This is a genomic window from Pseudomonas sp. W2Jun17 (genome assembly GCF_023127795.1).
Classification (GTDB): Bacteria; Pseudomonadota; Gammaproteobacteria; order Pseudomonadales; family Pseudomonadaceae; genus Aquipseudomonas; species Aquipseudomonas synxantha_A.
Window position 1 is genome coordinate 94,632 of sequence record NZ_SPKO01000036.1, and the last position, 22,003, is coordinate 116,634.

Below are 22,003 nucleotides of genomic sequence, written 5' to 3' on the forward strand. Positions count from 1 at the left end.
CAATGGGCCTGGCGAATGCCAGGCCCTGGGTCAACTTGAATTCAAGGCTTAACTAGAAATAACCGCGCCCTCCTGCTCGACGCAGGGTGTGGGTCTGGGTGTGCTTGAGGTCTTCACGCAAACCGGCGATCAGGTTGCAAATGGCTCGACTGCTGTCGAGTTTGTCGGCGTTTATACCTTTGACTTCCAAGTCCACCCGGTCACGGTCGCGGTCGTCATACACCTTGATCGTCAACGAAGCATCCTCGGCTTTGGTGCATTCGCACCGTTTAGGCAGAAAACTTCCTTCAATAATGCTGCGAAGTTCCAGTTCCGAAAGCATGGCCAACCTCTCCTTTTTTGAGACTGCCAATCAGTTTTTATGGGCTGGCAGGCGCTAGCCTGCCCCGTCTTGCCAACCCTGGCAGACGCCTGTACTCACCCAGCCTACTCGGCAAATCTCAGCATTGTTGTAACTTTTCTTCATAAGCGACCTGCCGATTAATATGAAGCCGATTGCAGCCTTTAAATAATCGTCGAACCACTGCGATTAAACGTTTAACCCTGCATGTCAGTTCAAACAGCAACCTGTGTCGACGCTCTTTTCGGCAACATGTCGCAACTATCGCGCGCCTCATTTGAACCAGGGGTTTACGCAAAGCATACGAAACGTATACGCTTTGTATATCAAACCTACACAGTGAACCTCATGGGCATCGTCAAAATCACCGACCAACTGCACGAACAGCTTCGCCTGGCCAGCGCCGCCATGGACCGCTCCATCAACGCCCAGGCCGAGTTCTGGATCAAGATCGGCCTGCTCGCCGAGCTCAACCCGCACCTGCCCTACAACGAGCTGATCAACAAGTTGTTGCTGGACAAGCCCGACCTGATCCGGGGGCGCAGCTGATGATCAAGACAGCCGCCCAACTGGCCGTGATGCGAGAGTCGGGGCGCCTGCTGGCCCAGGTGTTCGACATGCTCGACGGTTATGTCGCCGCCGGCCTCTCCACTCTTGAGCTGGACAGCGCCGTCGAAGCCTTCATCCGCCACGAACTCAAGGCCCGCCCCGCCAGCCTGGGTCAGTACGACTACCCCTTTTGCATCAACACCTCGATCAACGAAGTGGTGTGCCATGGCATGCCCAGCGCCACGCAGTTCCTCAAGGACGGCGACATCATCAACATCGACATCACCCTGGAAAAAGGCGGTTTCATTGCCGACTCCAGCAAGATGTACATGATCGGTAACGTGGCGCCCAAGGCCAAACGCCTGGTAGAAATGACCTTCGAGGCGATGTGGGCCGGCATCCGCCAGGTCAAGCCCGGCGCTCGCCTGGGTGATATCGGTCATGCGATTCAGAGTCACGCCCAGGCCAACGGCTACAGCGTGGTGCGTGAATACTGCGGCCATGGCATCGGCAAACAGATGCATGAAGAGCCACAGATCCTGCACTTCGGCCGCCCTGGCACCGGCCTCGTTCTGCGCGAAGGTATGGTGTTTACCGTGGAGCCCATGCTCAACCAGGGCGGCGCCAAGACGCGCAGTCTCAAGGATGGCTGGACGGTGGTGACCAAGGACAACAGTCTGTCGGCGCAGTGGGAACATACTGTGGCAGTGACGGCGGACGGGTTTGAGGTGCTCACGTTGCAAAAACAAACTGATGCAGAACCGGTGGAATCACTACCTTGAGCAATGGGCGCTGATCGGCCATTGAAAAGTCTCCCGAGCGGCCTACCCGCTCGGGAGCGTAACGAACTCAAGGGTGCGCGTGGGCCAGACTAATACCTTCCAAGTGGCTCAAGCGATTCTCCTTGAGAATGCACTGGGTCGTTATCCGTTGCGGATAGCAACGCATAAACATGTTGGTGAAATGTGTGCCGTAATGAATACGTTCAGTACAGCTCTGACTGAATAATGGCTTGGCTGAAACGCTGAAACTCGGCTCGTGAAAGTAGGCCATGGCAAAACGCTCACGTGAGTTTAGCTTGACCTTGTGAGGCGTCGAGAGCAGAAGTCCATCGGTCATGAATTGCAAAATATCACCCGGAAACACTGTGAACACGCGCGGTACCGGTTTCACGAACGTCCAGGGCTCGTCGTTTTCGAATAAACCTGCAGTGCTTTCGTCAGGCAACCAGTTGCGCTTGCGATGTTCGCCGTCGACCGGAGGCCGAATATACAAACCTCCCACCTCATCCTGAGTAGCGATCACCAGCATGCCGTAGTCGGTATGGGCCCCAATACCTCGGCAGGTTTGCGCCGACTCGGCAGGGAAACGCAGAACACGCATATGGTGCCAGCCATCCTCGCTAAGCTGCGTCAAAGCATTTATTTCCAATCCCAGTCCGAGTGCCACCAGCTTCAACAACTTTTCGCCCGTGTCACCCAATTCCTCCAGGAAGGCTTTCATGCTGTCGCGGTATTCGTCATTGGGCCATGGCACGGGACCGTGGCACGGCCAGCCGTCTACGACGCGCTGATCCTCCAGTGGCAGATCTTTGCAAATGGTGAAAATTTCCGATTGATCCTGCTCGCCAGCCGTGACCTCTTCGCCAGAAGCAACATACCCTGCATAGGTAAGACTGCTGACTAAGCGCGACTTCTCTTCCCGGGGCAGTTTGAAAAAAGCCTTGCTGGCTGCCATGGCGCGCTTGACCTTCTGGTCCTGTTCGTCATGGATGCTGATCTGAAAAATACCGTCTTTGCGCCAAGCATCTATGAGCGCTCGGCCCAATTGGCGATCGGCCTTGCTATCAGTTACAGCTTCAGGCAGGGCAAAAGTTATTAAGTCAGTCATGTCGTGTCTCCTTAAATCCATTAAAGAGACGTGCACTCACAAATGTGACGCTGAACTGCTCCATCAACGGAACTGCTTCAGGCCCAACGTTGCGAGCCTGAATCATGAACGTCGTTATATTCCCATCTGGGAACGGTATTTATAGACTCCGGCGGACAACCTGAATATAACCGGATGTCGGTTTTACTGGCATCGAATCAACCGTCCGACGGCAGGTAAAGGTTGCTCGCCTTCCTGCCCTGGCAACCGCGAGTTTCGGCGATCTGCTTGATTGTTACCACACCTGGCCCTGGCGCTTAAGTTCCAGGCGGCGCACAAACTCCTCCAGCACCAGGCCATACAGGTCGTCCTGCAAGTAGGCGTCTTCGATGCCCGCATCCAGGTTGGGGTTGTCGTTGACCTCGATCACCACCACCTTGTCGCCGGACTGCTTGAGGTCCACGCCATAGAGGCCGTCGCCGATCAGGTTGGCAGTCTTCACTGCCAGTTCCACCACGGCTTTTGGCGCTTCGTGGACCGCCAGGGTGCGACACTCACCGTTGACGGCCTGGCCAATGGCCTTGTGGTTGTAGATCTGCCAATGCCCCTTGGACATGAAGTACTGGCAGGCGAAAATCGGTTTACGGTTGAGCACGCCGATGCGCCAATCGTATTCGGTGTAGAAGAACTCTTGGGCCAGCAGCAGTACCGAATGCTCGAACAGCTCGGCCGTGGCCTTGAGCAACGCAGCCTGGCTTTCGACCTTTATCACCCCTCGGGAGAAACAGCCATCGGGGATCTTCAGCACCAGTGGGAAGCCCAGGCGCTCGCCGACGCGCTCGAAATCTTGCGGCCGCTCCTTGTAAAGAATCTCGGTGGCCGGCATGCCCAGTTGGTGGCTGTTCAGCAGGTCGGTGAGGTAGACCTTGTTGGTGCAGCGCAGGATCGATGCGGGGTCATCCATCACCACCAGCCCCTCGCTTTCGGCTTTCTTGGCGAAACGGTAGGTATGGTTATCGACGCTGGTAGTCTCACGGATGAGCAAGGCGTCGTACTCGGCCAGGCGCGCGTAATCCTTGCGCTCGATCAACTCCACATCAATGCCCAGGCCCTTGCCGACCCGTATGAAATTTTCCAGGGCGCGGGGGTTGGACGGAGGCAGTTGCTCCTGAGGATCGTGAAGAATTGCCAGGTCATAACGGGCCAACCGACGTGAGCGCGGCTGACGCCAGACCTTGCGACTGAAGTTGTCGAGGGCGTGGGCGAATTGGTCTTCCTGATCGTCGCGTAACTTGTGCAATACGCCAGACTTAACGCCTTCGATATGCCAGCCGTTATGTTGACGGAATTCAACTAACAAGATCGGACAGGGAAAGGTTTCAAACAACTGGCGCGCTAACTCCTGCAAAGGTTCTATCGTGGTCCGACCGAAATACAGTGTCAGGGTAAAGCCTTCGGTATTGCTGTAGAGATGATGACTCAGGGCCTTTTCCAGGCTTTTGTCCAGATCATCCAGAGACAGGCCATACAGGGCTTTCCTGGTCAGTTCGCTGATGGTGCGCACCGATGGAATCACCTTGTGCCCACGCGCCTCGGCCAGCAACGAGCAGTAGTAGCCGTGCCCCAGGTACTTGTAGCTGCGGCACAGGTTGATTACCTGTACGCGCTTGCCTGTTTCGTTTTCCCGGGTCTGCTCCAGGTACTCCTGGGCGGTGACGATATCCTCGCTGGGAAAATAGGAGGCCCAATCTTCCTTGCGCTCGACAATAATCACCACTTGGCTCGAACTTCGGGGTGGCGCGGAAAAATAACCGTTGGACGTTATTGTCGCCGCAACTGTTTGCTCGGATACTTGACGCCAATGACCTTGTACCGCCGACATAATAGTTGATCCGCTTTAGAGAACTCGACCTTTTCTATTAAGCACGATCTTTTAGGGAAGTCCCGTTTCGTTACGCAACTTTTACGGTGGTCTTATGGCTCTTTTCTTTCGCGTTGCAACCCTCGACGATGTGCCTGCATTAGTGGCGTTGGAGCAGCAGTGTTTCAGCAGTGATCGGCTGTCTTCGCGCAGTCTGCGCTGGATGATCAGCCGGGCCAATGGCCAGTTGTGGCTTGTGCAACAGCACGGTGAACTGCTCGGCTATGGGCTGGTGCTGTTTCGTCGTGGCGCCCGGCTGGCGCGCTTGTATTCCATCGCCATTGCCGAGCACGCTCGAGGCATCGGTCTGGGCCATCAGTTACTGGAGCACATCGAAGCCTGCGCCCTGGCCAACGATTGCGCGTACCTGCGTCTGCAAGTGCGCACCGACAACCCCGGCGCACTCTCCCTGTATGAGCGCAATGGCTATCGGCGCTTTGCCTGGGTCGACGACTACTACGAAGATCACACAGCTGCCTTGTGCCTGGAAAAACCGCTCGCGCCTGCATCGGCCGTGGCTTCCAGCTCACGCACCAGCGGCAAAACACGTTTGCCGAAGTACTCCACCTCCTCCTGAAAATGCAGAAAGCCCGCGAGCACCAGGTCCACGCCCACGGCCTTGAGCGCGACAATGCGTTCGGCGATCTGCCGCGGGGTGCCAATCAGGTTGGTCTTGAAGCCATCGTTGTACTGCACCAGGTCTTCGAAGCTGGACTTGGCCCAGTTGCCCTCGCCTTCCGGCGAAGCCTTGCCCGCCTGCTTGGCGGCATCACCAAAGGCGTTGACCGCTTCCGGGTCGGCCTGGTCGATGATTTCCGCCAGCACGGCCCGGGCTTCTTCTTCGGTGTCGCGGGCGATCACAAAGGCGTTCACGCCGACCTTAACCGAATGGTGATTGGCAGCGGCCTTGGCGCGGATATCATCGACCTGGGCCTTGATGCCTTCGGGGGTGTTGCCGTTAGTGAAGTACCAGTCCGAGACCCGCGCCGCCATGTCCCGTGCCGCCCGTGAACTACCCCCCTGGAAAACCTCTGGCTGGCCCAATGGCTTGGGCTTGAGGGTGTAGTTGTTGAAACGATAGAAATCGCCCTTGAAGGTGAAATCGTCCTGGGTCCAGATGCCTTTGAGGGCGCGGATGAATTCTTCTGAACGACGGTAGCGCTCATCGTGCTCCAGCCAGGGTTCGCCAATGGCCTGGAACTCGCCCTTGAACCAGCCACTGACGATATTCACCGCAATACGGCCGTTGGTGAGCTGGTCGATGGTCGCCAATTGCTTGGCCGCCAGCGCCGGTTGCCAGGGACCTGGCAGGATCGCCGCGATCACTTTGAGCGTGGTGGTCGCCGCCAGCAAAGCATGGCTGAACGCCACGGACTCATGCTGGTTTTCGGCGCCATAACCGGCGGTGAAGCGAATCTGGGTCAGGCCGTATTCAAAGCCTGCGGCTTCGGCCAACTGCGCCAGTTTGCGGTTGTAGTCGATGCCCCAGTGAGTGCGCTGTTCGATCTTGCTGACCACCAGCCCACCGCTGACGTTGGGCACCCAATAGGCAAATTTCACGGCTTGCTGACTCATCGGACGGTACCTCGCACAAATGGATGTCATGTAGCTTACGCAGCAAGCGTGCCAGTCACCCGCAAATGCCCGCGCCATGGGCGCTGCGTTAAAAAACGGATATCTGATCAGCCTGCCGGCAATGTCACCGATCGCAGCGGTTTGTCGATCTGCTGTTGCAGGAGCAACACCCAATCACCCTCTCGTACCGCAAACAGGGGAGCAAAGTCCCGGCACGAACTGTGCAATCTCCAGCACATTCGATCACTGCCAGGAGCCCTACCCATGACTGAACATCAGGTCATCAACCCGCTGTCTACCGGCGCCGATTACCCTGCGCTGGCCGCACGTTTTCGGCCGATCTTCCAGCGCATCGCCGAGGGTGCGGTTGAGCGCGAGCACAGCCGCACACTGCCCTACGAACCGATTCAATGGCTTAAGGACGCTGGTTTTGGCGCGGTGCGGGTGCCGGTGGAATACGGCGGTGATGGCGCGTCACTGCCGCAGTTGTTTGAACTGTTGATCGAACTGGCAGCGGCCGACTCCAACGTGCCCCAGGCCCTGCGCGGGCACTTCGCATTTGCCGAAGACCGCCTGAATGCGCCACCCGGCGCAAGCCGTGATCTGTGGTTCAAGCGTTTTGTCGATGGCGATATCGTCGGCTGCGCCTGGACCGAAATCGGCACGGTGGCCATCGGTGAGGTGGTGACCCAGGTCAGCCCTGACGGCGACCGCTGGAAACTCAACGGCGAAAAGTTCTACAGCACCGGCAGCCTGTTCTCGGACTGGATCGATGTTTACGCTCAACGCAGTGACACCGGCGCCGCCGTGATCGCCGCCACCCGCACCCATCAGCCAGGCGTAGTGCAGAGCGATGACTGGGACGGCTTTGGCCAGCGCACCACCGGCAGCGGCACCTCGCGGTTTACCGACGCGGTGGTGGAAACTGAAAACCTGATCGACTTTGCCACCCGCTTCAAATACCAGACTGCGTTCTACCAACTGGTGTTGCTGGCGACACTGGCCGGTATCGGTCGCGCTGCGCTCATCGACGTGGGCCACCAGGTGCGCAACCGCCAGCGCATCTACAGCCATGGCAATGCAACGCACGTCAGCCAGGATGCGCAGGTGCAACAGGTGGTGGGCGAAGTCGCCGCGTTGGTATACGCCGCCCAGGCCAGCGCGTTGAAGGCCGCAGTGCCGGCGCAACGGGCTTATCTGGCGCGCTTTGGCGGCAATGACGTGGCCGAACACGAAGCCAATGTGGCGGCTGAGATTGAGTCGGCGACGGCGCAAGTGGTGGTTTCGGATTTGATCCAGCGTGCCACCAGCCAATTGTTCAACGCCTTAGGGGCCTCGGATGTGCGCCAAGGCAAGGCGCTGGACCGGCATTGGCGCAACGCACGGACGGTGTCTTCGCACAATCCGATGATCTACAAGGCGCGGATCGTGGGCGACTGGGTGATCAACGGGACAGAGCCACCGTTTGTGTGGCAAATCGGCAACGGCCCGGCGAAGGCCTGAAGTTGATCTGGGTCAAACTGTGGGAGGGGGCTTGCTCCCGATAGCGGTGGGTCAGTATCCAATTCCTTGGCTGAACTACCGCTATCGGGGCATAGGTATCTACACAACTTTGTAGCTGCCGACCGTAACCACGATGCGAAGCGAGCCGCTCTTGATCTTGATCTTAGGCGCCCCGTCAAACCACGCTGGCCGGAATTCGACAGGGATTTGGGGGGTAAACCGGCAGGGATGCCGGTTTAGCCGCCCCGCGCCATGGATGGCGCGTGGCGGCGGCCCCCCAAATCCATGGCGGATTACGGGCACACCGAGCCAAAGCGAGGTGCCGAGTGGTGGGGCAAGAGCGTTTTGCTTACTTTTGCGCTCTTTTCAAAAGTGAGCCGCTGTAAAAGCGGAACCAATATCAGCCGTTACCTAAATAACGGATATGTACTCGGTCTAATCCAACATCCTGGTCGGCCCTGAGGCAGCCATCGGGAGCAAGTCGAATCGTCGCACCGCCCCTCCCACAGGGTGTAGCGCCGTACCAAAAGATGTGTAGATACCTATGCTAATCGGGGGCAAGCCCCCTCCCACATGTGGAGCACATGCGGCTCAGAACGCCAGCTTGTACCCCACCGCCATCAACATCACCGCCAGGCACGGGCGTAACACGCTGTCGGAGATCTTGCCGGTCATATGGCTGCCGAAGTAGATCCCCGGCAACGAGCCCATCAGCAAGAAGCCCAGCAGATGCCAGTCCATATTGCCCATGCTCGCGTGGCCCAGGCCCGCCACCAGGGTCAGGGGCACGGCATGGGCGATTTCGGTGCCGACCAGACGCCGCGTGGCCAGGAATGGGTAGAGGATAAACAGCGCCACCGTGCCGAGGGCCCCGGCGCCAATGGACGTCAGGGCTACCATGGTGCCAAGGACCGCGCCGGTCACCACGGTCAGGGCGTTCAGGTTGCGCGGGCGCATGTGGTAGTCATCACCGGCATGTCGCTGAGCAAAGGCCAACAGGCTTTTCTTGAACAGGATCGCCAGGGCCGTCAGCAGCAATACCACACCGAGTGCCTGCTTGATCACCGCGTTCATCGCGCTGGGATCGGTGTGCAAGCTGGCAAGGAACCATAAGGTCAACAACACCGCGGGCACGCTGCCCAGGGTGAGCCAGCCGGTGATGGTCCAGTCGATGTTCTTGTTCTTGCCGTGCACCAGCACGCCACCGGATTTGGTGATGGCGGCATACAGCAAGTCAGTGCCCACGGCAGTCGCCGGATTGATGCCGAACCACAACAGGATCGGGGTCATCAATGAGCCTCCGCCTACGCCAGTCATGCCCACGATAAAACCTACGATCAGGCCGGCAACCACGAAACCAAAATTACCTACATCCATTACAGCTACCCGCGGCCTTATAAATTTCTGGCCGCAGGATAGCGATTTTTCTTATAACCACTTATACCAATGTGATCTGACTTTATGCCTTTTAGCTTAGACGTTCACACAGATAAGCTTGAGTTTGATATGGGAAGGCCACGGTATCGCGGTTTTGCAGGCTGGGATGGGTAGCGATCAAGGTGCGTAACTGAGCGGTGACCTTGGCTTTTTCCGCAGGCGGCAACGCTGCGATAAAGCTCACCGAGAGAAAACGATCCATAATCACTTCTTGCGGGCTGCCCACATGTTGATAGGCAAAGCAGGTCATCTGTGGGGTGCCAAAATACTCACCGGTGAAAGCTTCCCGCCAACGCCCGCTATGAAAACGCGGGGTGTCCCCCTCATACGGCGTGATGATTTCAGTGATTGCCGCCACCCAGTCCACCGACTCATCGCGCACATTCCACACCAACCCCAGTCGCCCGCCAGGCTTGAGCACGCGATGAATTTCCGCCAGTGCGGCGCGGGTGGAGAACCAGTGGAATGCCTGGGCACACACCAGGGCATCGGCGCTGGCGGACGCCAAGGGGATGGACTCGGCGGTGCCGTCGAGCAGGCGTACATCCGGCAATAGTTTGGCCAACTGCGCGCCCATCTGTGCCACTGGCTCGACCGCAATCAGGGTCGGTGCCAGGCTGCTGAGCAAGCGGGTGAACTTGCCAGTGCCGGCGCCGAGGTCGATCACCGTCGATTGCGAATTGATATGCAGCGCCTCGGCCAGCCAACCGGTCAGTTGGCGCGGATAGTCCGGTCGGCCTTGGGCGTAAGTGACGGCCTGGGTCGAGAAACCCTGTTGAGCGGACGTGTGGACACCAGTCATTGCCAATCTCTCCTCGGGTAGAGCGGGTCGCACAGTGTGCGCCCTTCCCCGCGGATTTTCTAATCGGCTCGAGTAGGCAACCACACCCGAAACCGCGCTCCGCCCAGAGGCGAGGCCAGGGCTGTCAAGGTGCCGCCCTGGGCCTCCAGGGCACGTCGGCTGATCGCCAGGCCCAGGCCGAAGCCGCCGGTGGCACGGTCGCGGCTGCGGTCCAGGCGGTAGAACGGTTCGAAGATGCGCTCGCGCTGGTCCATCGGTATGCCGATGCCGTCGTCGTCCACCCAGATTTCGCAGCCGTTGGGACACACCTTGACCCCCACCTGAATGCGTTTGTCGCAATAGCGCGTCGCGTTGCGCAGCAGGTTCTGCAAGGCGCGGGCGGTAAGGCGCGGGTCGAGGCTGAAGCGCTCCACGGTGCAGTCGAGCGCCACGTCGATGACAATCTCGGGGTTTTCCAGCTCGTCGTCGACGCTGCCCAGCACGCTGTCGATAAACTCATCGAGCGCCACCTCGACCCGTTCGGGCAATTGCGCAGGATTTTGCAGGCGGCTGTAGGACAGCAATTCCAGCACCAGTTCATCCAGCTCGCGAATATGCGCCACCAGGCTTTGCAGACGCTCGCGACTGGCCTGGGGCAAGTCTTCGGAGAGCGCCAGCGCCAGGCCGAAATCCAGGCGGGTGAGCGGTGTGCGCAGTTCATGGGAGACCGCATTGAGCAAGTCGCGCTGCTGGTTCAGCAGGTGCTCGATATCGTCGGCCATGGTGTCGAACACCGTCGCCAGGCTGCCGATGCTGGAGCTGGGCGGAAGGCGCGTGCGCTCTCCAAGGTGGCCCTTGCCCAACAGCGCGGCGGTGCTTTTGAGGCGCTCCAGGTCACGCCAGTGCGGGCGCAGCCACACCAGCAGGCACGCCAGCAGCGCCGCGCCGATCAGCACGTTCATCGACCAGTACAGCAGGTTCATGTCCAGCGGGTCCGGCGGAATGGTCAGCTTGACCGCGAACTGCTGGTTGATCGGCGAGCTGATTTCTTCCATCCAGCCCCACTCGCCCAGGCGGATCACCGACTTGCCTTGCTCCAGCAGTTGTTCTTCCTGCGGCGTATAGCGAGCGTCCTGGCGCAGCAACAGTTCAACCTTCAATGGCGCAAAATCGCGACTCAACTGGTCGGTCACCTGGGACCAGTGCTCCACCGGTGCGCGCTGGTATTGCTTGACCATCAGCTTTTGCAGGCCACGGGACTGTTCGATGTTGTAGTCCATGTAGCGGTGTTCGAACAGTTGGATCACCAGCTTGGGAATCAGAAAGATGGCTGCACTGTAGGTGACGATAGTGATCAGGTAGAGGCGTAGCAGCACACGGAACATGGTTCAGCATTCCCACTCGGAGCGGCTGAACAGATAACCCTTGCCCCACACGGTCTTGATCTTGCGCGCCTCGCCGGCGTGGTCGTCGAACTTGCGCCGCAACTTGGAAATGGCCACGTCCACCGAGCGATCGGTACCGTTGAACTCGATGCCGCGAAGGCGTTGCAGGATCTGGTCGCGGCTGAGCACTTCACCGGCGTGGCGCGCCAGTACCACCAGCAGGTTGTATTCGCCGCTGGACAGCTCCACCGCCTGCTCGCGCCAGGTGACGGTGCGTTCCGACAAGTCGATGCACAGGTTGCCCATGATGATCCGGTCGTTGGCCACCTGGGGCTCGGACAGACTGCTACGGCGCAGCAGCGTGCGCACCCGGGCCAGCAGCACGCGCGGCTCGCAGGGTTTGGTCACATAATCGTCGGCCCCCATTTCCAGGCCCAGCACCTGGTCGTGGCTGTCGTCGCGGGCGGTCAGCATCAGGATCGGCAAGCCCGCCGAGTCGGCGCGCAGCAGGCGGCAGACTTGCAGGCCGTCCAGGCCCGGCAACATCAGGTCGAGGATCACCAGGTCCGGCGGGTTGAGACGCGCACGTTCGCGTACGTGGTCGCCACGGCTGAGCACACTGACGTGATAGCCATTGCGTTCCAGGTAGCTGGCGATCAGCTCGGAGAGTGCGGCGTCGTCTTCGACCAGAAGGATGTTGGGCATAGGGTGTTTCCAGAAAATACACTGATAAGTCGTACACAAATCCCATGTGGGAAGGGGCTTGCTCCCTCCCACATTTGATCTTCATTGTAAGCAAGGTTGTGCAAGGATATACGCCCCCGACGCCACGCGCGCCGTACCTTACACTTCTTCACACACGACCTACACAGCTTCACAGCACCACGGCGCAGGTGACTTTAGGATGCGCCAGTCAATATTGGGATAAGAGCATGTCGAAGAATCTATTTGCGCCGTTTTGCCTGTTGGCCCTCACACTGGCGCTGAGCGCGTGTGGTCAGTCTGCAGACGAGGCGCCGGAAATGCCCCTGGCCAAAGTGCGCATCGAAACCCTGCAGGCCAAGCCCCTGTCCATTACCAGCGAACTGAGCGGGCGTATCGCCGCGCCGCGCATTGCCGAAGTGCGTGCCCGAGTGGCCGGTGTGGTCATGCAGCGTGTGTTCAAGGAAGGTCACGATGTGAAACAGGGCGACGTGCTGTTCCGCATCGACCCGGCGCCCTTCAAGGCTGACCTGGACAGCGCCCAGGCCAACCTGAGCAAGGCCGAAGCCAATGCGTTCCAGGCCCGCCTGCAAGAGCAGCGCTACAGCCAGTTGGTTGAAGGCAACGCCATCAGCGGCCAGGAATACGACAACGCCCGCGCCGCCCTGCGCCAGACCAACGCAGAGGTTGCTGCGCAAAAGGCTGCCGTCGAGCGCGCCAGGCTGAACCTGGGCTATGCCACCGTGACCGCGCCGATTTCCGGGCGCATCGGCCGTGCCCTGGTGACCGAAGGCGCGCTGGTCGGCCAGAACGAAGCCACGCCGCTGGCGATCATCCAGCAACTGGACCCGATCCACGCCGACCTCACCCAGTCCACCCGCGAGTTGAACGACCTGCGCCGCGCCTTTCGTGCCGGCAGCCTGAAACAGGTCGGCCAGGACCAGGCCAAGGCCACCCTGATCCAGGACGACGGCAGCCTGTACCCGTTGCCGGGCAAACTGCTGTTCGCCGAGATCAGCGTTGACCCGGGCACCGGGCAGATCATTTTGCGCAGCGAGTTCCCCAACCCGGATCTGGACCTGTTGCCCGGCAGCTTTGTACGGGTGCGCCTGGAGCAGGCCGTGGACAAGCAAGGCATCAGCGTGCCGCAACGTGCCATCACCCGTGACAGCGCCGGCATCCCGATGGTGTTGCTGCTGGACGCCGAGCAGACCGTCAGCCAGCAGCCGGTGGAATTGGGCGCGGTGATCGAAGATCGCTGGATTGTCAGCAGCGGCCTCAAGCCAGGCGATCGCATTATCGTCGAGGGCCTGCAACATGCACGCCCCGGCGAAAAAGTTGAAGTGGACGACAGCCCGCTCGTAAAGGAATAACCCGTCATGCCGCAGTTCTTTATTGACCGCCCGATTTTCGCCTGGGTGGTGGCCCTGTTTATCCTGCTGGCCGGCTTCCTGGCCATCCCGCAGTTGCCGGTGGCCCAGTACCCCAACGTCGCGCCACCGAAGGTGGAAATCTACGCGGTGTACCCGGGTGCCTCTGCCCAGACCCTGGACGAAAGCGTGGTCAGCCTGATTGAGCAGGAGCTCAACGGCGCTGATCACCTGCTGTATTTCGAATCCCAGAGCAGCCTGGGCTCGGCGACGATCACCGCGACCTTCCAGCCGGGCACCGACCCGGAAATGGCCCAGGTGGATGTGCAGAACCGCCTCAAGGTCGTCGAGCCGCGCCTGCCCCAGGCCGTGACCCAGCAAGGCTTGCAGGTGGAAAAGGTCTCCGCCGGCTTCCTGCTGCTGGTGACCCTGACCTCCAACGACGGCAAGCTCGACGACGTTGCGCTCAGCGACTACCTGGCGCGCAACGTGATGAACGAGCTCAAGCGCCTGGACGGCGTCGGCAAGGCCCAGTTGTATGGCGCCGAGCGGGCGATGCGTATCTGGATCGACCCCCAGAAGCTGATCGGTTTCAACCTCACGCCGGCGGACGTCAACGCTGCAATCAGTGCGCAGAACGCCCAGGTCTCGGCAGGCAGCATTGGTGACTTGCCGGGCACTAACACCCAGGAAATCACCGCGGCGATCCTGGTCAAGGGGCAATTGTCGACCCCGGCGGAATTCGCCGACATCGTGCTCAAGGCCAACCCCGACGGCTCCACCGTGCGCATCGGCGACGTGGCACGGGTGGAAGTCGGCAGCCAGGAATACCAGTTCTCCACCCGTCTGAACGGCAAGCCGTCCACCGCCGTCAGCGTGCAGCTGTCGCCGGGCGCCAACGCGCTGAGCACCGCAACCCTGGTGCGGGCGAAGATGGATGAACTGTCGCGCTACTTCCCAGCCAACGTGGAATACAAGATTCCGTACGACACCTCGCCGTTCGTCAAGGTCTCGATCACCAAGGTGGTCTACACCTTGCTGGAGGCGATGGCGCTGGTGTTTGCGGTGATGTTCCTGTTCCTGCAGAACGTGCGCTACACCCTGATCCCCACGCTGGTGGTGCCGATTGCGCTGATGGGCACCTTTGCCACCATGTTGCTGCTGGGTTTCTCGATCAACGTGCTGACCATGTTCGGCATGGTATTGGCCATCGGCATCCTGGTGGACGATGCCATTGTGGTGGTGGAAAACGTCGAGCGCATCATGGCCACCGAGGGCCTCTCGCCCAAGGACGCGACCAAGAAAGCCATGGGCCAGATCACCGGCGCCATCATCGGTATTACCCTGGTGCTGGTGGCGGTGTTCTTGCCGATGGCATTCATGCCGGGCTCGGTGGGCGTGATCTACCAGCAGTTCTCGCTGTCGATGGCCACCTCGATCCTGTTCTCGGCGTTCCTGGCCCTGACCTTGACGCCGGCCCTGTGCGCCACCTTGCTCAAGCCGATTGCCAAGGGCGAGCACCATGCCAAGGGTGGTTTCTTCGGCTGGTTCAACAAGCGCTTTGACCAACTCACCAATCGCTATGAAGGTTGGGTGGCCTATGCCCTCAAGCGCAGCGGCCGCTACCTGCTGATCTACCTGGTATTGCTGGTCGGCATGGGGCTGTTGTTCAGCCGCCTGCCCTCCTCGTTCCTGCCGGTGGAAGATCAGGGCTACACCATCACCGATATCCAGCTGCCGCCAGGTGCCAGCAAGAACCGTACGGTGCAGGTGGCCGAGCAGATCGAGGCGCATAACGCCGAGGAGCCGGGGGTGGGTGACACCACCATGATCATGGGCTTCAGTTTCTCCGGCTCCGGACAGAACGCGGCGCTGGCATTTACCACGCTCAAGGACTGGTCGGAGCGCGGCAGTGATGATTCGGCAGCGTCGATTGCCGACCGCGCCAACATGGCCTTTGGCGACCTCAAGGATGCGATTGCCTACGCGATTCTGCCACCGCCGGTGGACGGCCTCGGCACCTCCAGCGGGTTCGAGTTCCGCTTGCAGGACCGTGGCGGCGTCGGCCATGCCGGGTTGATGGCCGCGCGTACCGAACTCCTGGACGCTGCGGCAAAAAGCCCGATCCTGGCCAACGTGCGCGAAAGCGCCCTGGCCGAAGCCCCGCAAGTGCAACTGGAAGTCGACCGCAAGCAAGCCAATGCCTTGGGCGTGTCGTTTGCCGACGTCGGCAATGTGCTCTCCTCGGCGATTGGTTCGGCGTATATCAATGACTTCCCCAACCAGGGCCGTATGCAGCGGGTGGTGGTGCAGGCCGAAGGCGACCAGCGCAGCCAGGTGGCCGACCTGATGAAGATCAACGTGCGCAACAACGCGGGCAAGATGGTGCCGCTGTCGGCCTTTGTCGAAGCCAAGTGGACCCAGGGCCCGACGCAGTTGACCCGCTATAACGGCTACCCAGCCATCGCCATCAGCGGTGAGGCGGCGCCGGGGCACAGCACGGGCGAGGCCATGAACGAAATCCAGCGCCTGGTCAGCCAGTTGCCCGCAGGGCTGGGCCAGGAATGGACGGGCTTGTCGTTGCAGGAGCGCTTGTCCGGCTCCCAGGCACCGTTGCTGTTGGGCCTGTCATTGCTGATCGTGTTCCTGTGCCTGGCCGCGCTGTACGAAAGCTGGTCGATCCCGACCTCGGTGTTGCTGGTGGTGCCGCTGGGCGTACTGGGAGCGGTGCTGGCGGTGTCCTTGCGCGGGATGCCCAACGACGTGTTCTTCAAGGTCGGCCTGATCACCATCATCGGCCTGTCGGCGAAAAACGCGATCCTGATCATCGAGTTCGCCAAGGACCTGTATGACCAGGGCGAGGACTTGATCGACGCCACCTTGAAGGCGGCGCGGTTGCGATTGCGGCCGATCATCATGACCTCGCTGGCGTTTATCCTCGGCGTAGTGCCGCTGGCAATTGCCACCGGGGCCAGTTCGGCCAGCCAGCAGGCAATTGGTACCGGTGTGATTGGCGGGATGATCACGGCGACCTTGGCGGTGGTGTTTGTGCCGGTGTTCTTTGTGGTGGTGATGAAGCTGGTGCGCAAGCGCCACAAAGCGCAATAATCCCGCCGCACGCGATAAAAAATGTGGGAGGGGGCTTGCTCCCGATGCAATGTGTCAGCCAGCCTATTTGGCACTGATACACCGCAATCGGGAGCAAGCCCCCTCCCACAGGATCAGGTACAGTCTGCTCAACTATCGCCAGCTGTGACCAACCATGCCCTTCCTCGCCCGCACCCACCCTCGCCTCTCGTCCGCCGCCGTACTGGGCCTTGCCGTGGGCATTCTGGTACCGGCTGACACCCTTGCCAGCAAAATCCTGATCGGCTGGAACGCTGGGGTCTGGACCTACCTGATACTGATGCTGTGGTTGACCATTCGCGCCAAGGCCGAAGACGTCAAGCGCATCGCCGAAATCGAAGACGAGAACGCCGGCCTGGTGCTGTTCATGGTGTGCATTGCCGCCATCGCCAGCCTGGCGACCATCACCTTCGAACTGGTGGGCAGCAAGGACCTGGCTGCTTCCGAGCGCCTGCTGCACTACGGTTTTACCGGGCTGACGGTGATCGGCTCGTGGCTATTGATCGGGGTGATTTTCAGCGTGCACTACGCCAGGCTCTATTACACTTGGCCAGGCAAGGAGCCCGCCCTACGTTTTGCCGAAGGCTTGCTCACGCCCAACTATTGGGACTTCCTGTACTTTTCCTTCACCATCGGCGTAGCGGTACAAACCTCGGATGTGGGCGTCGCCACCCGTGGCCTGCGCAAGGTGGTGCTGGGGCAGTCGTTGATCGGTTTTTTGTTCAACACTGCTATTCTGGGCTTTTCGATCAACATCGCCGCCGGGTTGTTTGGCTAGACTGCACAAACCTTCTAGACGCCCACCCCGGTGTTGCCGCTAATAGCCCTTCACTTTCCGCCTCGGTGTTGTATGCCTGCGCACAATTGGATCGACTTGTCCCAGGACGCCGACACCGGTATCGAGACCCTGCGCGCGCATTTCGAAGGCCATGCGTATGACCCCCATTGGCACGACAGCTACCTGGTGGGCGTCACCGAACAAGGCGTGCAGCAATTCAACTGCCGGCGCATGCGCCATGACAGCGTGCCGGGGCAGGTATTCCTGCTGGAGCCTGGGGAACTCCACGACGGCAATGCCCCGACGGTCGACGGCTTCACTTACCGCATGCTCTACCTTGACCCGCAGTGGCTGGAACGGGAAATCGCCAGTGTCTTCGAGGAAGCACCCGCCCATCATCAGTTGAGTTTCGCCCGCACCTTGGCCAGCGATCCACGCCTGGCCCTGGCCACCAGTCAGGCGTTTGAGAGTTTGCACCACGGCGAACTGCGGATCGTGCGGCAGAGCGCGCTGGACTACTTGCTGGAACGCCTCACCGGCCAGCTCTATTGGCGCATGCGCTACCGCGATGACCCACGTTTGCCGCAGGTGGCGCACAAGGCCCGGGAATACCTGCACGCCCATCTGCATCAGGACGTCGGCATGGATGAACTCGGGCTGGCCTGCGGCGTCGACCGCTTTCGCCTGAGCCGCGCGTTCAAGAGCGCCTTCGGCCTGCCGCCCCACGCGTATCTGGTGCAACTGCGCCTGGCCCGTGCCCGGTATCTATTGGCCAAGGGCGATCAACCGGCAGACGTGGCGATGGCCCTGGGTTTCGCCGATCAAAGTCATTTGGGCCGCTGGTTCATGCGGGCTTATGGGCTGACACCGGCCGCGTACCGCAAACGCTGCACAAATCTTCCAGACCGGTAACGCCCGGGCTTGTGAAGATGGGCGCTCTAAATGAGCTCGCCGGAGTCCCCCGTCATGCTGTCCACGTTCGTGCCTTTCATGCTGTTCGCCTTTGTCGCCTCCATCACCCCCGGCCCGACCAATATCCTGGTGCTGAGCAACAGCGCCCGTTACGGCTTCAAGGCTGCATTGCCCATTATTCTGGGGGCTGGTGTGGGGGCGTCGGGGATTGTGCTGCTGGTGGGTTCCGGTGTGGGCCAGTCGCTGGCGCAGATGCCCAGAGTGCAAACGGCGATGCAGTGGGTCGGCATGGCCTGGCTAAGTTACCTGGCCTGGCAGATCTTCAGCGCACCGCCACATGTCATAGGGGAGCAATCTGCGCACAGGCGACTCGGCCTGTTCGGCTCAGCGTGCTTGCAGCTGATAAACCCCAAGACCTGGATGATGGCACTCGCTGTGGTCAGCGTATTTGCCGGCAACGGTGCAGAGCAGCAAAAACGGGTAATGTCTTTGTCGCTGATATTTTTTTTGATATCGCTGCCTTGCCTCAGCGCCTGGGCAGTCTTGGGGGCAGGCTCTAATCGATGGCTGGCGTCCCCCCATGCGCAGCGACGTTTCAATCAATGCATGGCGTTGTTGCTCATGAGTTCAACCTGGATAAGTACGATCATGTGAGATTCTTCGGTAGGGGATCTAAACAGAGTTAAATTTCCAGACTGTCATTCTTAACAGTAGACACGCCCGTCAATAAGCATCTAATACATCGTACGCCCAAGCAAGCCGGGCGCCAGAGAGCCACACGCAGCAGGATTTGTATACTGTTAGTTTTGACAGTTTACGGCGTCGATGCACTGCTGTTACATGAACAAGGCAGAGCCCCACCGACCTCTGTTACTCGCACAATCATCAGCGATGGAGAAGCGATCATGACCGTACTAGCGCAACCGTTAACCTTGGCGCAACAAAAGGCATTACGTCCCAAACGAATTACTGCGACTGGCCTCTTCGAGGCGAAGGTCGATTTATCCCCCATCGAATTTCAAACCACCACCGTGGTGCACGACTTCGAACAAGCTGTCTATAGAATCAATGGCCGACACGCCGATAACTCAGTGACCATAAAAGAAATATTCATTCAGATACCCGATAACGTTCGGGTAGGGCAGGAGATCGACCTCGCAAAACAAGAGTTCACGAATGTTAAGGTCTGGTATTCAGTAAAGTTGCCCCAGGATCATTATACAGTGAGCGCCATTGAGGGTACTTTGATCATTCGGGGACTCGCGGCCGGCGTCATTAAAATCAGAGGTACGCTGCATGCTACAACCGATCATGATGTTAACGGGCATGCGCACGTCTTGGACGTCGACTTCGACCTGACCAGTTGATGTTATTCGCAAAAAAAAGCGCCCGCATCTTTCGATACGGGCGTTGTTGTGTGTTACGTCTTTACCAGGTGTAACGCACCCCTACGTTAGCGCCCCAAGGCTGTTCAACCCGGCCGCCGCTGCTGTGCTCAAGGTCGGCATGCAGCTGCAGGTTCTGCGAGAGCTTCACCGCCATACCCGCCCCGAATTCGGCGCGAGAGCCGGAAAGGTCGTTGTTGAACACATTGTTGTTCACCGAGACCTTATTGTTGTTGGCAAACTCATGCACCATCGCTGCGCGCAGATAAGGCTGCACAACACTGCCGGAGTCGAGCTGTATATCCCGCCCGACGGTCGCGCCGGCCTTGGCCATGATCGAGCGTGTACGCTCACCCTTGGCCTCCAGGCCGTTATCCAGGCTGTAATTGGCACCCTGGATCACCACCGTAGACATTTGCGCGTAAGGCTCGATAAAGAACCCGTCGTCCAACTTGATGTTACGACCGAACTCAGCCGACAGGCCGCCACCGGTATTGTTGTACTTGCCCTTGGATGAGGTGCCGTCACTCAGGCCCACCTTGGACTCATTCTGGAAGCGGTTAACCTTGGCCACCGCATCGAAATACAGACCGCTCTCCTCGTCCAGCCAGGTCGCATACGCACCCAGGTAGTAACTCTTCACGTTCCCCGAGGTACCGCGCTTGAGGTTCAGGTCAGAGGTGCTGTGACCGGCCATTACGCCCACCAGCCACTGGCTGTCGGCCAAGGGTGTGTCTGCACCGAGCGTAAAGCCCCGCTGGTTCTGGCTGTAGCCAATCCCGGTGCTGTCGGACACTTCGTACTTGTTGCCATAACCGCGTATCCACACGCCCGCCTGTCCAGGCTCGAAACGCAGCTCGCCCATACGCGAACGCAGGGATGTCGCCTCGCCGTACCACACGGTCGGTGCGGTGTTGAACAGCGCCAATACCGAGCGGGTACCTGGGCTGATCACACGGTTGTTCGGGTCGAGGAACCAGTCGGTGCCTTCCTTTTTCAGGCCATAGGAATAAGCGCCGACATCAACTACATCGCCCACCAGGGAAAACTGTGCATCACCGCCGCCGGTGTGAACGACGCGGATATCTTGCGGGTTGGTCGGTTCCGCACCGCTGGCTGCGAGCAACAGCTTGTGGTCGCCTTTGGCCTCGCCCTCGACGTTCAAGAAGTCCGTAATGCCACGGGCGAAATCGGTCCCCATGACGAAGGTGCCATTACCCTCAAGGCTGTCTACGTCCAACTGGTAGAACGCATCGGTATCACCGAACTTCACCGTACCGCCGGCGAGGCTCAAGGCGCCCACTTGGCTGTCGCCTGTCAACGCCCAATAAGACTGATCACCGACAGCTAGACTGGTGACATTCTGCAGTTGGCCCGTCAGCCCGGCACGGTTTTGCAAGCTCAAATGCGCCGTGCTGCCGTCCTCGACGATAACGTTGCCACGTAGGTCGCTGTTATCGACATTCATGCTCGCCACGGCGCCGCCGTTGACCTCCAGCAATGAGCCGTTACCGCCGATCAAGGTCGAGCCGTTGCGTATATCGATCTCAACGGCCATGGCCTCGCCGGGAAAACCATTGACGGCAATGGCGGCACCGCTGCGGCCTTCGACGCTGGAGTTATCCAATACCAACTTGCCCGTATTCGCGCTGTTGAGGTCATTGGTGAACACCACGCCGTTCTTGCCACCGATAATCCTGCTTTTTTGGCTGGCAGTTGCCGTTGCACCATCGAGCGACACGCCAAAACTATCGACGCCGGTACCTTCGACCAACGTGTGGTCGTTAAAGTGCAGCTCGCTGTTGCCAGTCGCCACTGCGCCACCGATGTGACCACGGATGGTGCTATTGAATACTTCGGCTACCCCGCCCTTGTCAGAGTCGTGACTCTGGAACGCTTGCAGACCCATGGTGGTATGGCTGGTGATGTTGCTGCCGTTAATAAGCGCATCGCTGTCATCCAGACGCACCGCACCAAACACTGCGTGGCTTGAATCAACGGTGGCGCCGTCCAGGCTCACTAAAGAGCCTTGGGTGGCTCGGATGTCATTGATGCGGCTGCCCGCATTGACAATCAGTGCCGAATCGTTGACCAGGATATGTTGGGCACGAGCACCATTGACGGTCAGTTCAGATCTGAAATCCAGCTGCCAGTCATTATTGAGTTCGTTGCTTCCAATGGTTTTTGACTCACCAATCAGGTGGTCTGCCTGAGCGGTGGAATGCACAGCCGCAAACATCAAAAAAGTAATAGTTGGAACCTTCATCATCTTGCTCAAAGGTTTGAGCTCGAATTCAGTTAACAGTCGCATGTGAGTTCATCCTCTGGGTGGAGCCTTCGAAACGGTTTGGCTCGTTCCCTGGGAATGAA

At 59.5% G+C, this 22,003-nt stretch carries 18 protein-coding genes and 1 pseudogene; 10 read left to right on the forward strand and 9 right to left on the reverse strand.

The features are described 5' to 3' along the window. Positions 1–52 precede the first annotated feature (52 nt). A complete protein-coding gene (locus E4O98_RS23175) occupies positions 53–322 on the reverse strand; it encodes a DUF1652 domain-containing protein (RefSeq protein ID WP_032875782.1) in 270 nt (89 codons plus the stop codon). Between the two features lie 366 nt (positions 323–688). Here E4O98_RS23175 and E4O98_RS23180 point away from each other — a divergent pair, with 366 nt between their 5' ends. Then, a complete protein-coding gene (locus tag E4O98_RS23180) occupies positions 689–889 on the forward strand; it encodes a ParD-like family protein (RefSeq protein ID WP_003190946.1) in 201 nt (66 codons plus the stop codon). After that, a complete protein-coding gene (gene map / locus E4O98_RS23185; RefSeq protein WP_032875785.1) occupies positions 889–1,671 on the forward strand; it encodes a type I methionyl aminopeptidase in 783 nt (260 codons plus the stop codon). The genes E4O98_RS23180 and map overlap by 1 nt, the downstream gene beginning before the upstream one ends. Positions 1,672–1,738: 67 nt before the next feature. Here the strand turns inward: map and E4O98_RS23190 are convergent, their stop codons facing one another. Further along, positions 1,739–2,779 carry a 2-oxoglutarate and iron-dependent oxygenase domain-containing protein gene (locus tag E4O98_RS23190; RefSeq protein WP_078821471.1) on the reverse strand — a complete coding sequence of 347 codons (1,041 nt, stop codon included), beginning with the start codon at positions 2,777–2,779 and terminating at the stop codon, positions 1,739–1,741. A gap of 274 nt (positions 2,780–3,053) precedes the next feature. Further along, positions 3,054–4,640: a RimK family protein gene (locus tag E4O98_RS23195; protein ID WP_148854500.1), complete on the reverse strand. Its 1,587-nt coding sequence runs from the start codon at positions 4,638–4,640 to the stop codon at positions 3,054–3,056. Between the two features lie 94 nt (positions 4,641–4,734). Here E4O98_RS23195 and E4O98_RS23200 point away from each other — a divergent pair. Continuing rightward, positions 4,735–5,172: pseudogene (locus E4O98_RS23200) on the forward strand (GNAT family N-acetyltransferase); the annotation flags it as partial. Here E4O98_RS23200 and sfnG read toward each other — a convergent pair. After that, on the reverse strand, positions 5,145–6,254 hold the full coding sequence (gene sfnG / locus E4O98_RS23205) for a dimethylsulfone monooxygenase SfnG (protein WP_032875795.1): 1,110 nt from the start codon (positions 6,252–6,254) through the stop codon (positions 5,145–5,147). The pseudogene E4O98_RS23200 and the gene sfnG sit on opposite strands and share 28 nt — an antisense overlap. Positions 6,255–6,518: 264 nt before the next feature. Here sfnG and E4O98_RS23210 point away from each other — a divergent pair, with 264 nt between their 5' ends. Then, the gene (locus E4O98_RS23210) at positions 6,519–7,757 is read left to right on the forward strand and encodes an acyl-CoA dehydrogenase family protein (RefSeq protein WP_032875797.1); all 1,239 of its coding nucleotides are present in this window, start codon (positions 6,519–6,521) and stop codon (positions 7,755–7,757) included. Between the two features lie 591 nt (positions 7,758–8,348). On the opposite strand, the gene E4O98_RS23215 is transcribed toward E4O98_RS23210, so the two are convergent. From E4O98_RS23215 to E4O98_RS23230, 4 genes are all read right to left on the reverse strand, one after another. Next, a complete protein-coding gene (locus E4O98_RS23215) occupies positions 8,349–9,134 on the reverse strand; it encodes a sulfite exporter TauE/SafE family protein (RefSeq protein WP_032875800.1) in 786 nt (261 codons plus the stop codon). 91 nt (positions 9,135–9,225) lie between these two features. Further along, positions 9,226–9,996 (reverse strand): class I SAM-dependent methyltransferase, encoded by a 771-nt coding sequence (locus E4O98_RS23220; protein ID WP_148854495.1) that lies wholly within the window; start codon positions 9,994–9,996, stop codon positions 9,226–9,228. A 59-nt stretch (positions 9,997–10,055) separates the two neighbouring features. Next, complete coding sequence (locus E4O98_RS23225) at positions 10,056–11,360, reverse strand: ATP-binding protein (RefSeq protein ID WP_032875804.1); 1,305 nt, start codon at positions 11,358–11,360, stop codon at positions 10,056–10,058. Positions 11,361–11,363: 3 nt separating this feature from the next. Beyond that, the gene (locus tag E4O98_RS23230) at positions 11,364–12,065 is read right to left on the reverse strand and encodes a response regulator transcription factor (RefSeq protein ID WP_005788610.1); all 702 of its coding nucleotides are present in this window, start codon (positions 12,063–12,065) and stop codon (positions 11,364–11,366) included. A 227-nt stretch (positions 12,066–12,292) separates the two neighbouring features. Here E4O98_RS23230 and E4O98_RS23235 point away from each other — a divergent pair, with 227 nt between their 5' ends. The 6 genes from E4O98_RS23235 to E4O98_RS23260 all read left to right on the forward strand — a co-directional run bounded on the left by E4O98_RS23235 (position 12,293) and on the right by E4O98_RS23260 (position 19,615). After that, entirely contained in the window at positions 12,293–13,435 is a 1,143-nt protein-coding gene (locus E4O98_RS23235; protein ID WP_103734304.1) for an efflux RND transporter periplasmic adaptor subunit, read from the forward strand. 6 nt (positions 13,436–13,441) lie between these two features. Further along, positions 13,442–16,540 (forward strand): efflux RND transporter permease subunit, encoded by a 3,099-nt coding sequence (locus E4O98_RS23240; RefSeq protein ID WP_248092303.1) that lies wholly within the window; start codon positions 13,442–13,444, stop codon positions 16,538–16,540. Between the two features lie 154 nt (positions 16,541–16,694). Then, positions 16,695–17,336, forward strand: a complete 642-nt coding sequence (locus E4O98_RS23245; RefSeq protein WP_032875813.1) for a DUF1345 domain-containing protein — start codon at positions 16,695–16,697, stop codon at positions 17,334–17,336. A gap of 72 nt (positions 17,337–17,408) precedes the next feature. Then, positions 17,409–18,248 (forward strand): AraC family transcriptional regulator, encoded by an 840-nt coding sequence (locus E4O98_RS23250; protein WP_032875816.1) that lies wholly within the window; start codon positions 17,409–17,411, stop codon positions 18,246–18,248. A 54-nt stretch (positions 18,249–18,302) separates the two neighbouring features. Continuing rightward, on the forward strand, positions 18,303–18,902 hold the full coding sequence (locus E4O98_RS23255; protein ID WP_148853729.1) for a LysE family translocator: 600 nt from the start codon (positions 18,303–18,305) through the stop codon (positions 18,900–18,902). 251 nt (positions 18,903–19,153) lie between these two features. Next, on the forward strand, positions 19,154–19,615 hold the full coding sequence (locus E4O98_RS23260) for a hypothetical protein (protein WP_032875821.1): 462 nt from the start codon (positions 19,154–19,156) through the stop codon (positions 19,613–19,615). A gap of 61 nt (positions 19,616–19,676) precedes the next feature. Here E4O98_RS23260 and E4O98_RS23265 read toward each other — a convergent pair whose 3' ends face one another. Further along, positions 19,677–21,944 carry an autotransporter outer membrane beta-barrel domain-containing protein gene (locus E4O98_RS23265; RefSeq protein WP_032875824.1) on the reverse strand — a complete coding sequence of 756 codons (2,268 nt, stop codon included), beginning with the start codon at positions 21,942–21,944 and terminating at the stop codon, positions 19,677–19,679. Positions 21,945–22,003 lie beyond the last annotated feature (59 nt).